This window comes from Onishia taeanensis, from assembly GCF_900100755.1.
GTDB lineage: Bacteria > Pseudomonadota > Gammaproteobacteria > Pseudomonadales > Halomonadaceae > Onishia > Onishia taeanensis.
In genome coordinates, this window is sequence record NZ_FNCI01000007.1 from 89782 (window position 1) to 104837 (window position 15056).

Annotated in this window: 9 protein-coding genes; all 9 read right to left on the minus strand. The window is 63.2% G+C overall.

The genetic code is table 11. The annotated features are described in order from the left end of the window. Positions 1–49: 49 nt before the first annotated feature. On the minus strand, positions 50–1792 hold the full coding sequence (locus tag BLR71_RS10685) for a VRR-NUC domain-containing protein (RefSeq protein WP_092525889.1): 1743 nt from the start codon (positions 1790–1792) through the stop codon (positions 50–52). Positions 1793–1896: 104 nt separating this feature from the next. Beyond that, positions 1897–3714: a putative bifunctional diguanylate cyclase/phosphodiesterase gene (locus BLR71_RS10690; protein WP_092525890.1), complete on the minus strand. Its 1818-nt coding sequence runs from the start codon at positions 3712–3714 to the stop codon at positions 1897–1899. A 151-nt stretch (positions 3715–3865) separates the two neighbouring features. Further along, a complete protein-coding gene (locus BLR71_RS10695) occupies positions 3866–5260 on the minus strand; it encodes an MFS transporter (RefSeq protein ID WP_245696420.1) in 1395 nt (464 codons plus the stop codon). Continuing rightward, positions 5257–6894 carry a GGDEF domain-containing protein gene (locus BLR71_RS10700; RefSeq protein WP_175491658.1) on the minus strand — a complete coding sequence of 546 codons (1638 nt, stop codon included), beginning with the start codon at positions 6892–6894 and terminating at the stop codon, positions 5257–5259. The genes BLR71_RS10695 and BLR71_RS10700 overlap by 4 nt, the downstream gene beginning before the upstream one ends. Positions 6895–7165: 271 nt before the next feature. Next, on the minus strand, positions 7166–9250 hold the full coding sequence (locus tag BLR71_RS10705; protein WP_092525892.1) for a CocE/NonD family hydrolase: 2085 nt from the start codon (positions 9248–9250) through the stop codon (positions 7166–7168). Positions 9251–9434: 184 nt separating this feature from the next. Beyond that, entirely contained in the window at positions 9435–10739 is a 1305-nt protein-coding gene (locus tag BLR71_RS10710) for an ATP-grasp domain-containing protein (protein ID WP_092525893.1), read from the minus strand. A 236-nt stretch (positions 10740–10975) separates the two neighbouring features. Next, entirely contained in the window at positions 10976–12295 is a 1320-nt protein-coding gene (locus BLR71_RS10715; protein ID WP_092525894.1) for a toxic anion resistance protein, read from the minus strand. A gap of 128 nt (positions 12296–12423) precedes the next feature. Continuing rightward, entirely contained in the window at positions 12424–13356 is a 933-nt protein-coding gene (locus BLR71_RS10720; RefSeq protein ID WP_092525895.1) for a cobyrinic acid a,c-diamide synthase, read from the minus strand. A gap of 117 nt (positions 13357–13473) precedes the next feature. Continuing rightward, positions 13474–14913, minus strand: a complete 1440-nt coding sequence (locus tag BLR71_RS10725) for an aminotransferase-like domain-containing protein (protein WP_092525896.1) — start codon at positions 14911–14913, stop codon at positions 13474–13476. Between the last annotated feature and the right edge of the window lie 143 nt (positions 14914–15056).

Below are 15056 nucleotides of genomic sequence, written 5' to 3' on the forward strand. Positions count from 1 at the left end.
GCTCCCAAATGGGGGCTCGAGGGCGCTTTCCTGGGCTTTTTCGTAGGGTTCAGCCAAGAGCGCTCTCGCTTGCTTCAACGGAGGCGTCCCAGCGCACCTCGCAGACCGCCGCCGGGACGCCCTGCTCGGCGAAGAAGGCGAGCCAGCGGCGCTGGTTGTCCTGCAGCCGGTCGCCGGGGCCCTTGACCTCGATCAGCCGGTAGCGGGGCTCAGTCTTCTCTTCCGGCGAGAACTGAATCAGGTCCGGCAGTCCCGCGCGATTGGCGCGCGGGTCCTCGAGCAGGCGCTCGAACAGCACACGAAGGTGCCTCGCCGGGATACAGGCCAGGGCCTGCTCGAGCAGCGACGCATCGAGTGCGCCCCAGTGAACGAAGGGCGAGGCCAGGCCGTGCTTGTCCTCGAAGCGCCCGCGCAGGATATCGAGATAGCGGCCGTCCTCGAGCGTTTCGAGACAGTCATCGAAGTGCGTTCGCCGCCGGGCAACGAAGTCCTCCCGGTTAAGGTCGGCGGGCCCCGTGTGGAAAGGATGGAAGAAGGCACCGGGAAGCGGTGCGAAAATCGCCGGCCAGCACAATAGACCGAAGAGTCCGGTGATCAGGGTGTTTTCCACATAGTGCACCGGGGCCGTTTCGGTGGTCAGATGATCGCGCACGGCGTACTCCACTCGGCCAGTCGAGGCTGGCAGGACCAGGGAGAAGCGCTCGGGCGCATGGCCTCGGCGAGGCGCAGCGGGCCGCCCAAGGCGGCGAGCCAGCCGGCTTTCGAGCCGCGCCAGCGCCTGTGCCTCGGCGGCATCTCGCGGCGCCGTCAGCGCCTGCTGGGCGGCGGTGAGAATCGACTGACTGTCGCTATCACTTTCCGCGCGACGCTCGGCAAGGCGGAGGGACCGCACACGGGCCTCGGGGTGATTGGAATGCGGGTAAAGCTCGCCGGCCAGCGTTCTGTCGCCCTGGCGCTCGGCCTCACGGGCGAGCCGGAACACCAGCCGGCCACGACGCGCCTCTAGCCAGGCATTGGGCGCGCGATCTAGGGAAGCCTCGGAGGCGCCTTCGGGCAATTGCGGCCACAGCGAGGCCGGCGGCTCGCCGGCCTCCAGCCGCTCACGCAGCGCTTCCAGGGCCAGATAGGTATCGACCTCATGACGCGCCTGGAAGGCACGGGAGTCATCGCTGAAAGCGACCTGCTCGAAGCGCTGGTGGCCTAGCTCCGCCAGCACGAACTCCGAAAAGCCCTGACGCAGATTGCCAAAGAACATCAGCCGCAGCCGTTCGCAGAGCGCCATGCAGGTCAGCTCGACCACGCTCTCTCCCACCGGTGCGCCCCAGTCGGCGAGCAGGCGCGGGCCGCTCAACTCAGAGGCCAGCGCCTCTAGAAGCCGCGCCTTGCTGGCGCCTGCCGGCAGGCCCGCTGCGCGGATATCATCGCAAAGCCATTGGCGCAGCTCGCCAAGCGTTGCCAGGCCGAACAGCTCGGCGAGATCGAGCCGCGGGGCATCGTCGACGAGTCCCGCCTCTATCAGAGGGGCCAGGGCCAGGCGGGTATCGCCGATCTCGGCATAGCGCAGCTTGTCGAGCCGAAAGCGCTGGCCCTTACGCATGACCATGCGCGTGAGCAGCGAAAGCGAGACCGACGGCAAGCGCTCGAGACGCGCAAGGGTGGCGTGCTCGTCAGCGCTCAGCAGGTCGCCGTAGCGCGCCACGACCCAGTCGAGCACGAAACGAAAGTTGGTCAGGTAATAGCGTGGGTCATCCAGAGAGGCGGTGACCGGCGCCGCCGGCGGGTAACTGTGCATATATACATGCTAGCAAGGGACCCTTGGCCGCGACCAGACAGTTTTCGCCCCTTTCATCGGCCGCGCTCATCCAGGCGCCGTTCACCTGTCATGGGTTATCGGACTCAGGCGGATTGGAGAGCCCCTCTGAGGACATCCAGCGGCATGGGGCGGTGCCACAGAAACCCCTGCATGTGCTCAATGCCAAGATCACGCAGCACCGCCTGTTGCTCCGGCGTTTCGATGCCCTCTGCCACAACGTCCATCTTCAGGACTTTGCCGATATTGGCGATGCCCCGCGTCACCTCCTGAGCCGTTTTGTCGACAGCCAGATTGTCGAGGAAACTGCGGTCAATCTTGAGAATATCCAAGGGTAGCTGGCGCAGGTAGCTCAGCGAGGAATAGCCAGTACCAAAGTCATCCAGAGCGCAGCGGACACCGCGCCAACGCAGCTGGTGCAGAGTACCGACCGCATCATCGATATGCTGAATCAGGGTCTGCTCGGTGACCTCGATGATTAATAGATCCCGTGCTAGCCCGGTCGTAATCAGCGCCTCTTCCACATCGGCCACGAAGCCCTGGCGGTAGAATTCACTGCCGGCAATATTGATGGTGACCGCCACCGGATGCGGCATGCCAAGGTTCCACTCAAGTGCCGCACGGCAGGCCTGATTCAGCACCCAGCGAGTGAAGGTGCGGCAAAGGTGAGGGCTTCCCTCGGTGAGGGGGATGAACTCGCCGGGACTGACAAAACCAAATTCCTCGCTATGCCAGCGTGCCAGTGCTTCGCAGGCCAACATCGGGCCCCCACAGCCGCGGAGAATTGGCTGGTAATGCAACGCCAGCTCATCGTTCTCCAGAGCCTTGATCAGGGCCCGGCTCATCTGATCACGCCGCTTCACCTGCTGATCCAGCTTGGCCTCGTAACGGCGCAACCCAGGCCCCAGTGCCGACTCCTTGGCGAGGTTGGCGCGCCGGATCAATTCGTGGGCATTGGCGACATCGCCTGCGAACTCACAGACCCCGATGGCCACCAGCGCCGAACGCTGGCCTTCGCCAACGGGATACGGAACGATGACGTCCTCATGCACCCGTTCCACCCAGCGCAAGGCTTCCTTGTGGGTAAGGAAGTCGGCGCGCGACACCATCAGGCTGTCTCGCTCCGGCCGAGACACTAGGCCACCCGGCCCTGCCAGGCGGCGCAGGCGCTCCGCGAAGAGCCATATCGCCTCGCTCAAGGCCTCGCGGCCGTAGGTGGTGAGAAACTCATCGAAGTGCAGGAAATGCACGGCCGCCAGCGCTCCCTTGCGGCCTTCAGCCTGCGCCGCGTCGACCAGTCGCTGGAGTTGTTCCTGACCCAGCAGTTTCTTGGGCAGCGACGAATCAGGATCGTAGAATGCCTGATCGAGAAGATCGTCGCTGGCGCCGCGAAGCCGCTCGGTGATAGTGATCTCATGCTCGACCTGCTGGCCGAAGGCTCGCAGGCGCCGTAGCTCTGCCTCGCAAAGCGTCCGTGGCACGCGGTCCATCACGCACAGGGTGCCGACGGGCAGGCCGCCCGGCCCATACAACGCCAGGCCGGCATAGAAACGAACGCCTTCCGGCCCGGTTACCAAGGAGTTGCTGGCCAGCTCGACTTCCTGAGTAGCATCCTCCATCAAAAGCACCTGCCCTGGCTCTTGCTTGAGCGTTCGATGGCACAGGAAGATGTCACGTTGATGGCTGGTACCGGCCGGCATGCCGACCGCCGACTTGATCCAAACCTGGTCGGAATCCAGCAGGCTCACCAGACAGATCGGCGCCTCCAGCACGTCGGCGATCAATCGGGTAAGACGGTCGAACCGCTGTTCGGCCTGGGTGCCCAACAGTTTCAGAGCCTCGAGCTCGCGCAGGCGTGCCTGTTCGGTGCCTGTCGTGGTGACGCCTGAGATGGACTCGGACAAAAGGGTTGCTCCAGAAAATCAGTCGATTGCCGGTGCCATCTCTCCCCATCACTGCGAGACAATCACCAGCACGAACTCACCCCATCGGCTGGAGCCCTGACGCTCTCAGCCGATGGGGTAGATAAGATACTGATGGGATATCGACCTGAAATCAGGATTCTTTAGTCGGCGTGAGGCTCGCTAGCTCGCGGGCTTCCCACTGCTGAGCGGCGCGAGACCCACGATTCTGGTCGACGGCCAAGCAGATCAGAATGGCCATCACGAATAGCGCCGCGCAGAGCAGAATCGAGGCCTTCAGGCCCACGACCGACTGCAGTAGGCCCAGGCCTATGATGCCGACCACCCCGGCCAGCTTGTTGGCCAGCCCCCAGAAGCCGAAGAACTCGGCGGCCTTGTGCGACGGAGACAACAGCCCTACCAGGGCGCGGCTGGCCGACTGACTGGAGCCCAGGCTGAGCCCGGCCAGGCAGCCCACCACCAGGAACAGTTCTTGAGGCTGCCAGCCAAGCCCCAAATAGGCATTGAGCCAGGCGGTCAGTTCCGGCGTGGCCCAGATAGCGAAGATCGCCAGCACCCAAAGACAAAGCGTCAGCAGGTAGGTGCGTTTGGCGCCAAGCCGGTCCTGAATCACGCCGAACCCCAGGGCCCCGGCGGCGGCAGTGATCTGCACGATGATGAACATCAGGTTGCGCGTAGTGGTGTCCCAGCCGATCACCTGGGCGCCGTAGATGAAAGCGAAGGCAATGATGATGTAGACCCCCGCCATCGAGAACACCAGCGAGACCAGAAAGGTGCCCAGATCGCGAAAGCGCCTGAGTTCATGGAAGGTGGTGCCGACCCGCCGCCAGGCGATGCCTGCATAGCCTTGTCCCGCCGGCAGGCGCTGAGGCGTGCCACGTTCCCGCAGCCACAGGAAGGTCGGAATGGCGGTAACCAGGAAGAAGCCGGCAGCGAAGGGCCCGACCCAGCGGATGCGGTCGAAATTCTCGGCAGTGGCCTCGCCCAGCACGACCAGCGTAAAACCCGCGGCGAACAGGCCGCCGACATAGCCCAGCGCCCAGCCAAAACCGGAAATCCGGCCCAGCGCTTCCGGGGGACCGAGGTCCGGCAAAAAGGCCGCGATGAAGGATTCGCCCATCGAGTAGGCGTAGTTGGAGAGCACGATCAGCACGACCCCGAGCCATACGAACCCCGGCGCCACAAAATACAGCAGTGCCGTGGTGACGACGGTGGCCAGGTAGCTGATGAACAGGAAACGTTTCTTGCCCGCCGAAACGTCCATGGCGGCACCGCAGACAGGCCCGCTGGCCACTACCATCAGATAGCTCAGCGCCAGTGCGGCACTCCATAGCAAGTTGGCAAAGCGATAATCATCGCCTCGATCGCCGACGATCACGGTAGTGAAAAGCTCACCAAACACCACCGTGATGATCAGCAGCGTATAGGCCTGATTGGCGAAGTCGAACATCGCCCAGCCGAAGATCTCCTTGCGGGACGCATAAGCAGTCGTCGACATAGGGCGCGTGGCGGCGGCGGCCAGGGTCATGCGTCCTCCGTGCCGGACGCTCGTTCCTTGTCGACCTTCACCTGGTTGCGGCCACCGTGCTTGGCGGCATAAAGCGCCCGGTCGGCGCGACGCATGCACTGTTCGTGTGACGCGTCTTCCTTGGACATGGCAGAAACGCCGAAACTGGCCGTCATGCGCAGTGCAATATCGTCAAAGGGCACTTCAAGAGCCTCCAGAGCATGTCGAATGCGTTCGGCGAGGGCGTAACCGCCATCTTCGCCGGTATCGGTGAGCAACAAGGCAAATTCCTCGCCGCCAATGCGTGCCGGAATATCCAGGTTGCGACACCAGTCAGTCAACACGTAAGCCGTATGCTGAATGACGGAGTCCCCCGCCGCATGGCCATGGACGTCATTGACCTTCTTGAAGTGATCGATATCGAGCAGGATCACCGCAGCGGACTGGCCATAGCGCTTATAGCGAACGAAGGCCTGCTCCAGGTGCTGCATGAAATGACGTCGATTCCACAGTCCGGTAAGACTATCCGTGGTCGCCAGACGCCGCAGGGCGGCCTCGGCATTCTTGCGGTCACCTATCTCCTGATGAATACCGGCCATCATCAGCGGTCGACGATCCGAGGTCCAGCGAAATACTTTGCCGTGAGCAAGCACCCAAACCCACTGCCCTTCTCGATGCCTCATGCGGAACTCAAGCGAGTAAAACTCCTGCTTGCCATGAAAATGAGCATTCAAGCACTCGAACGCTCTGGCCAGGTCATCGGGGTGCACGAGGCGTTCCCAGGTGGCCGCGCTGATCGGCTCTAGCTCGGCGAGAGAGTAGCCGACGATCTCCGCCCACCGCTCGTTAATGAGCAGCTCGCCGGTCTGAACGTTCCACTCCCAGGACCCGGCGTGGGTGCCCTTGAGGATATTGGAAAGTCGCTGACGTTCTTCTTCAAGGGCCCGTTCCAGCACATGGCGTTCGGTGATGTCACTGATGTAGCCGTAACACAACCGACTGCCATCGACTTGATACGTTAGGGTGGCGTTGCCTTCATGCCAGCGCATCCGACCGTCAGGCAGGTAATAGCGATACTGGCAGTGCCATGGGGCCTCACTGTCAAAGGCTCGCTCGATGCTGTCCATGATCTGTGGCAGGTCATCGGGATGGGCGCGGGCAAAGACCGGCGACGCATCTTCCTTGACGACGGAGGAAGGCAAGCCAAAGAGTTCCTCGAAACGCTCACTGACATAAGGAAAATGAGAACTGCCATCGGCACGGATACGATACTGGTAGATGACCCCAGGCACATGGCGAGCCAGTTGAGTGAGCAGCACACTAGTGGCCTGTGACGACTCGATCACCGGCGGTGACACACAGAGTCGACAGCCATCGACCCATGGGGTGAGGCGCCAGGAAAGGCGAACCGCCGAGCCTGCTCGTAACCGGGCCAAAAACGAGCACGCCTCAACGCTCACCAGCGCTTCACGGCACGCCACGGCCTCATCTGCATGCAGCAAGTCAACAAATGGCGCGCCCACCAGAGCGTCCTTGTCACGGCCTAGTGCCATCATGCACGCAGGATTGGCCTCCAGCACTTGCCCCTCAGCCCCCAGCACACAGATCAGGTCGGTCGACTGCGCCAGCAGCGCGGCATAATCGATCTTGCTCATGTCCATCCTGCCTTGATTTATCGTCTTATCCTTAAGATGCGCCGAGCGCAAATTGTTACAATTTGTGTAATCACTAGACTGTATGGTATCAGAACAAGATGGCACCACTTTGACGTTCACGCCACCAAGAAAACCCGCAATTTAGTCACTCTTACATGCTAGAAAGCTCCTCGACGGTCGGCTAGCCCGGGCAGGCTATGCGCTAAATGTTACAAAACATTACTTTGCAGAGCGTCTCAAGGCAACGTCAGAGACAAGATCGAGACCAAGACTAGACCAAATCCCTAGGTATCGTTTCATCCCAGCTCTTGGCAAAGACTCGGGTATCTCCCTCGTAGGCATCCAGCGTGGCCCGCAAGCGGAAATTGTCGGCGTCACTGGTCATCAGAGTGCGCGTCAGGGTGCGCACCTGCCAGTCGCCGCGACGGAAACTGCGCTCCCATTCCGTCCAGCCGCTGACGCTTTCGTAACTGCCATAGGCATAGCGGTAGCGCTCGGTGACCCGTGCCGAAATCTCCATGTCGATGTCATCGAGACGATAGTTCCCCTCGTCATTGATGACCTCCAGCGTCGTCGTGTCATTGGCCAGATCACGGATCACCCGCCAGTGTTCCTGGGTCGGCTGGATCAGCGTCTTGGCAATGGCTGGCGCTGCTTCAGGGTCGGCAAACGCCGGAAGGGCCGCCTCTTCGGCGGGGCGTGGCACCCGCATGGGCAGCAACAGGCGGCTCGGAGCAGGATAAACGGTCATCCGCACCGGCTTCGGTGACGGCCAGGCCAGTGGCCAATAGCTGGTCGAAAGCGACAGGCGGATGGCATGCCCGACCGGGAACTGCTGGGCGATGTGCTTGAGCAACACACGCACCCGGTAGCGCCGCCCGGGGGTCAGCGGCTCGGGAGACTCGTTGCTGTCGCGGTGGGTCAGGTTGAGCAGCCCGTAGGAGACCCGCGTGGCCTTGTCATCGTCGGCCACATCGATCAGGCGCAGCGCCAGCATGGCCACCGGCTGGTCGGCCGAGATTTCCAGCTCGACCACCGGTTGGCCGCAGATCTCGAGCGGGGCCTTGAGCCGCTCGGTCTGGAAGATCAAGGCGCCGCCATCCTCATCGCGCTGATCATGGGGCAGATCGGGGGGCGCATTGTACGAGCACCACTTGCCGGCATAGAGGCCCACCGACAGCGGCGAGCGAATCGTCAGCGGCGTGTCGTCGATGCCCTGCTCCCGTTCGGAAAGCGCTTCTATGATCGGGTCTTGCTCAGCCCGCACCTCGGTAGGCACTTCTGCAGGCAAGAGGTCGTGGCCCGAGGTCAGCCGGAAGGGCGTTTCGATGATGTTCGCCGACGGCCAAGCGGGCTCGGAGATCCAGCGACCGGGGCGCTGCTCGTAACGCGCCGAAGGTGGCGTCGACTCCTGCATCCAGACCCGCAGCATCGGCTCGTCCATGATCCCGGTGTCCTTGCCCTTGAGCCAGTGGTCCCACCAGCGCAGGCCGTCCTGAAGGAATCCCACCGCAGGCCCGGGAACGCCCAGATGGGGATACTTGTGCGCCCAAGGCCCGACCAGGCCCTTGCGTGGCACCTTGAGCCCGGCCAGGAGACGAAAGACCGCATTGCAGTAGCCGTCGGCCCAGCCACTGATGGCGTAGACCGGACACTGAATGGCGGAGAAGTCTTCGCATACCGAGCCGTGACGCCAGTAGTCATCGCGGCGCTGATGTTCGAGCCAGGTAGCAAGCCACAGACCGCTGCCATCGAGGCGCTGATGCCACATCTCGCGCCAGCGCTCACCGACCAAGGCCGGGTCCGGCGGGCTGGCATTGCCATCGAACATGGTCGAGGCCCAGGACAGGTTATCGCCGAGCAAACAGCCGCCCATGTGATGCACGTCGTCGGCAAAGCGGTCATCGGTGGAACACAGCGTGATCACCGCCTTGAGCTGTGGCGGGCGCAGGGCGGCGATCTGCAAGCCGTTGAAGCCGCCCCAGGAGATGCCCACCATACCGACGTCACCGGTGCACCAGGGCTGGCGCTCGAGCCAGTCGAGAATCTCGAGGCCGTCGTCCAACTCCTGCTGAAGATACTCGTCGGTCAGCACGCCGTCAGACTCGCCGCTGCCGCGGATATCCACCCGCACGCCGGCATAACCATGCCCCGCCCAGTAAGGATGCGTCTGCACATCGCGAGCCGCGGTGAGATCGCGCTTGCGATACGGCAGGTACTCGAGAATCGCCGGCACCGGGTCACTGTCGGCATCCACCGGCCGCCAGATCCTGACGGCCAGCTGAGTGCCATCGGCAAGACCAATCCAGGTCTCCTCTTCGAAGACCTCCCGCGCATACTGGGTCACGATGTGCATGAACGTCCCTCTCTATTCTTCGCTATTTTTTATGTTATTTTTTCCATCGATGTTCCTGCTACTTCATCAAAGCTCCTGCCACCTCTGTGCTCGCCATTGAGGAATGCACGGTTCTCTGGCCAAGCGTGTCCCCGAGAGGCGTCGCCGAGAAATGGAGACTGAAGCCCTGATGGATCGCAACGGCTCAACCGACGACGTCCTCGAAGGCGAAGTTGAGCCGTGACGACAGGCTCTCGTAGTTCGAAAGTAGCTCTTCGGCGCTCTGGCCGCCCATCCAGATACAGGCCAGCGCAAAGCTGTAGGCGTCCTGCTCGGGCATGCTCGAGAGCTGCTGGCCGGGCGCTACCTGAAGGGTAATCAGGGTGCCGGGGAACTCGGCCTTCAGCGCGGCAAGCTCCTCCTCGCTGGGCACCTGCGTCACCCGCGCATCGACGAAGAAGACGCGGTAGAAGAACAACGCGGCGATCGGGAATTCACCCTGGCGATACGGCATCGCCGGGCGCCGGCCCAGCCCCAGGTCCAGGCTCACCTGCTGGTTACTGATGCCATCGACTTTCTCGAAAATATCGCAGTGGGACTGCGAGATGCGGGTATTGATCTCCAGTAGCCAGACCCGGTTCTGCACCTCGTCCCAGAAATACTCGATGTTGAAGGCGGCGTTGTCGTAGCCGATGTGGGTCATCACCCGCTCGGTCAGGTCCTTCATCTGTGCCTGCACTTCCGCAGGCAACTGCGACGGGTAGCGGTAATGGAAGAAGCTCAGCACCTGGGGATAGCGCAGCGAGTCGACGATGCCGTAACTGACCACTTCGCCCTCGAAGACATAGCCCTCCACGGTGCACTGCCAGCCGCCAATGATCTCCTCGGCCATGCAGAAGTGGCCTTCTACCGCCGCGATCTCCGGGGGCAGCAAGGCATGCTCGAGCACGGTATTGAAGGGCGTGGCGATCAGGCCGATGTCCTCGCGTAACCGCTCGATCGCATGCGTGAAGTCTTCGGGGCTATCGATGCGAAAGCCGAGCCGCGATCCGGAGGACTTGATGGGTTTGAGAAAGAAGGGAAAGTAGAGCCCCGCCGAGCGGATGACATCCAGCGCCTGATCATCGAAGGGGTCGATGGCGGTGAAGGCGGGAATGGCATCGGGAATCACCTGGCGCTGCACCAGCCGGCTCCAGAACTTGTGTTCGCACTTGAGCAGGCTTTCGAGGCTGGTGGTGCGGGTGCCAAAGCGCCGACACAGAATCGGCAGCATGGTCGATACCGGAAAATCCATATAGCCGATGATGGCGTCAATAGGCCCATCGAAGGCATCCAACTCGTCACCGGCCCGGGACAGCATATCGGCTATATCAAAGACTTCGGTGTCGTATACATCGGCAGGCGGGATGACGCCGTGGAACTCGCAGTCCTTGGCTCCCGGCAACTGCTCGAGCCGGGCACGATTGAAGTCGTTGAGCCCCACCACGAAGATCTGCTTGGGGGTGAGCATGGCTTGCGTCTCTCTTGGGCACTCGGCCCGGGACGGCTCGGGCGCCGCACCGCGATGGCGCCGGCCATGACCCAGAGAACTCGTCACAGAGCAGCATAGCTCACCCCGCGACAGACGGCGGGCTTGATGGCGGTGCTGTTTTTACCGCTCACGTCTCTGCCCACTGTTCCGCTCAGCCCTACTCTGCTCTGCCCTCCTCTACCCCCTCTTCACGTTTCACTCTGCGGCCGCGGCCATCAGCCCGGCTTGCGGTCTGGCTCGTCGCTGCCCGCCTCGCTCGCCCTATCGCCTGAGTCGGTGGCAAACAAATCCGGCTCACCACGTTCCAGGCGCTCGATGGCCGCCTCGCCGTCGCGGGCCAGGCCATCCAGACGTTCGATCTGGGCTGAAAGTTCGGGCAAGGCTTCCTGCCGATAGCGGGCAAGATCATCGAGCGCGGCCATCACATCGCCGAAGGCCTGCTCGAGCGAGCCCATGTCCAATGTCGCTGAGGCGGCCCGTTTCTGGACGTCGACCCCCTGCTGGCGCAGCGCACGGGCGGTGCCAGCGATGGTGTCGGAGGTGGTGGCATTGAGGGACTCGATGCGGTCCAGCACCAGCCGCTGATTGGCCAGTGCCAGCGCCACCGTGGCGGCTACGCTGAGCGCCGAAACGGTGACATTGATGGCTCGGTCGACGCCGCGCATCAGCTCGCGGTTGTTGCGGATGATTACCTCGAGGGCCAGCACGCCCTGCTGGCTGACCGCCAACTGCTGCTGCAGGTCGAGAATGCGCTGACGCAGCGGAAACAGCAGCTCTTCCTCGATAAAGCGACGCTGTTGATCGTCGCCGGCCTTGGGCAAGGCATCCTGCAGACGCCGATCGATCAGGCGCCCAAGCGTCACTTGGCGCGCCAGCTGATGATGAATCTCGCGCAGGCTGGACTGGTCATCGCCAAGGGTCAGGTTATCGCGCTGCAGCCGGTCCCGGCCCGCCTCGAGCTCGCCGATGATGGCGTCGATTGCTTCCTGGGCGGTCTCGAACTTTTGGAAGTATCGCTGCAGGCGATTGCCGACCCCAGGAAGGGCGCCGAGCAGGCGGTCGAAGCGGCCGGGGTTCAAGCGGTGCTGTTGCGGGTCGAGGCGCCCCATACGATCCCGAAGGTCGGTCAGTGCCCGCGCCACCGGGCCACCGTCCTCGCCTTGCTCGGCAAGCTGTCGCAGCGGTGCATTGAGCATGCTGCTGTAATGGGCCGCCTGACGCTGCAAGGAGAGGCCCATCTCATCGACGGCTTGGCGCTGACGGCTCGCCGCGCCCTCATCGGCGAGCACCTCTTCCACGAAGTCAGACGCCAGCGAGGCAAGCTCCGAGTCGATGTCGGCCTCGAATGCATCGCTGGCCCCGTCATCAGGCGCTTCGCTGACTGTGCCAGCGGGCACCTTTTCAGAGGCAGGCGCAGTGTCTTTGTCTCTTTCACCTGGTTGCTGGCCGGTGTGAGGCTGGCGAAGCTCGGCTTCGATCACTTCCACCGGCGGCAGCGACAGGCGCGAGAAGCCGTCCGCAGATTCATCGCTCATCGTTGCGTTCCTCGGGTTGGAATGCCCTTCACCCTAGCCCAATTCATGACGGCGTCCCACTGGCAGCGCCGCGGTCGTGCGGGGCCTAGCGTATCCTGCTCTAGCGCTTACTTGAGTTACTCAAGCCCTCATCGGCTGCGCTCATAGCGCTCGGCGCCCTCGACGAAGCGCTTGAGTTCGGCGCAGGCCTGCTCGGCGGCAAGGCTCGCCTGTGGCTTGTCGGTGCGCAGCCGGGCCACCGCCACGGCAGCATCATCCAGGGCCGTCAGGGCGGCCTCGTTGCGCGCCGCCAACTGGCGTAGCTGGCGCTCGGTATCTTCGACCAGCGCCAGGCGCCGCTTGAGCGCGATGCGCTCCTCGACGGTCAGGTTGGCACCGTCACGGGCGAGCCGCCGCTTGACGTAGGCGGCATCCACCCCCGATATGCCGCTTGCCTGGTAGGCCATGGCCGTCAGGTTGTCGATGGCGCCCAGACACACCTGGGTGACCAGGCCACGAGCGCGCTCGTAGGCCAGCTCGCCGACTTCGAAACGGTTTCCCAGCACGCCGAGCACGTGTCGATAGCGGCTGTAGAGGCGGTCGGCCTGGGGCGCATGGTCACTGCGATTCACCTCGAGCAGCGCCTGCTTGGCACGGCACAGAGACAACACCAGGTCGTCGGCATCCGCCGGAGGGTGCTCGGGATCTAGGGTCTGAACGCCGGTTTCCTGGCGCTCGCTGGCCTGACGCCGGGCGGCCTCTGCGCTTCGCTGCTGAGCTTCCCGGTTCTGGCGACGGCGGGCCAGCCAGCCGCGCCAGCGCCGCTCCATGGGCACCTCGACGGCAATCCCCACGAGACCGGCAAGCCAGCCACCCAGGCTCGGTGAAAAGCCACCCCATAGCGATGTCAGCCACAGAAACACTGCAAGGCTGGGCGCTACGAAGGCATAGCGCACTATCACCGCCCAGCGCCGCGGCGGTGTAGCGGGATCACCGAGTTCGGGGCGAATCACCCCCAGCATCAGCCACACCAGGCTGGTGAGAAAGAGCCCATAGGAAAATCCCTGCAGGAAACCCAGCATTGGCCACACTACCCCGCGCGTCAGAAAACGGCATGCGTATATGAGAGGTGAGTGTAGAGGAAGGTTCCGGCCAGCATAAGCCCCACGAAACCGGCCGCTACCCACCGGTGCGATGCGTCAGGCCAAGGCCCTGTCACCGACCCCGACATAGAGCCTTGTCACCTCTTCACCGACCCGGCGCAAAGCGGCCTCGATGGTCGGCGTCAGGGCCGAGGCATAATTGAGGCGCAGGCAATCGCGATACTTCCCCGAGGCCGAAAAAAGCGATCCGGGGGCGATGCGCAGCCGGGCCGGCACTAGACGCTCGTTAAGGCGCATCGAGTCGATGCCACCGGGCAACTCCAGCCACAGCAGGAAGCCGCCCTGAGGGTAGCTGATGCCGGTATCGGCGGGAAAATAGCGCCTCACCCAACTGATCATCAGATCCCGTTGGCGGCGGTATTGGGTCACCACCGCACGCAGGTGGCGCTCATAGCAGCCCTTGGCAATGAAGTCGGCGATGGCGAGTTGCGGCAAGGTCGCCGAGGCACCGGTCGAGACATACTTCATGTGCTGGACGCGATCGCGATAGCGCCCCGGCGCGATCCAGCCCACCCGCAGCCCGGGCATCAGCGTCTTCGAAAAACCACTGCACAGCAGCACTCGGCCATCGTCGTCGAAGGCTTTGATCGTTCTTGGCCGTGGCGTGTCGAAGGCCAGGTCGCCATAGATGTCGTCCTCGATGATCGCCACATCGAAGCGTTGCGCCAGCGCCAGCAAGGCACGCTTACGCTCCTCTGGCATGGTATAGCCAAGCGGGTTGTTGCAGGTCGGGGTGAGCTGGATGGCACGAATCGGCCATTGTTCAAGCGCCAGCTCCAGCGCCTCCAGGCTGATGCCGGTACAAGGGTCGGTGGGAATTTCCAGCGCCTTGAGGCCATTGGCCTGCAGAATCTGCATGGTGCCGTAGAAGCTTGGCGAATCCACCGCCACCACGTCCCCTGGTTCGGTCAGCGTACGAATGGCAATCGACAGCGCTTCCTGGCAGCCGCTGGTGATCAACACGTCATCGGGGTGCAGCAGACTGCCCGCGCCCGCCATCAGCCGCACGACCTGCTGTCGCAGGGCAAGACTCCCGGCCAGGGCATCGTAGTTCAGATCCTGGCCGCTGGCGTGCCGGTAGCGCTCGGCCAGCAGGCGCTGCAGCGGCTTCAAGGTCGGACAGGCGAGATCGGGGATACCGCGTCCCAACAGCAGCACTTCATCGTCTGGCGGGTGACGCTCCACCAGTTCCAGGACCTGGTCCCAGCGCGAGACATCCAGCGGCCGCTGTGCTGGGCGCGTCACCGCCGGCAGGTCCGTTGGCGCTGGCTGCGAACGTACGAAAAACCCCGATTTAGGCCGCGCCTCGACCAGCCCGGCATCCTCCAACCGCGCGTAGGCGGTTTGCGCCGTAGAGATGCTGACCGCGAATTCGCGACACAGCGCGCGGATCGACGGCAGCCGATCTCCCCCGCGATAGATGCCGCCGTCGATGCGTCGACGAAGCTCGCCGGCCAGCTGCGCATAGCGGGTCATGACAGTTATCTCCACGTCACCAGGTCGTCAATACAGATAGGCCACTCCCCAGCCATACAGAGGGCTTACTCTCGGCATCTGTATGGTTAACTTTTAAACTCTCTATATCTGTATGGCAAGTCGCGCCAATCATAAGCTGGTGG

Bases quoted from the DNA above. Each gene is read 5' to 3' on its own strand.
- BLR71_RS10705 (WP_092525892.1), bottom strand. From the start codon at position 9,250: ATGCACATCGTGACCCAGTATGCGCGGGAGGTCTTCGAAGAGGAGACC.
- BLR71_RS10685 (WP_092525889.1), bottom strand. From the start codon at position 1,792: ATGCACAGTTACCCGCCGGCGGCGCCGGTCACCGCCTCTCTGGATGAC.
- BLR71_RS10720 (WP_092525895.1), bottom strand. From the start codon at position 13,356: ATGCTGGGTTTCCTGCAGGGATTTTCCTATGGGCTCTTTCTCACCAGC.
- BLR71_RS10715 (WP_092525894.1), bottom strand. From the start codon at position 12,295: ATGAGCGATGAATCTGCGGACGGCTTCTCGCGCCTGTCGCTGCCGCCG.
- BLR71_RS10695 (WP_245696420.1), bottom strand. From the start codon at position 5,260: ATGACCCTGGCCGCCGCCGCCACGCGCCCTATGTCGACGACTGCTTAT.
- BLR71_RS10700 (WP_175491658.1), bottom strand. From the start codon at position 6,894: ATGAGCAAGATCGATTATGCCGCGCTGCTGGCGCAGTCGACCGACCTG.
- BLR71_RS10710 (WP_092525893.1), bottom strand. From the start codon at position 10,739: ATGCTCACCCCCAAGCAGATCTTCGTGGTGGGGCTCAACGACTTCAAT.
- BLR71_RS10725 (WP_092525896.1), bottom strand. From the start codon at position 14,913: ATGACCCGCTATGCGCAGCTGGCCGGCGAGCTTCGTCGACGCATCGAC.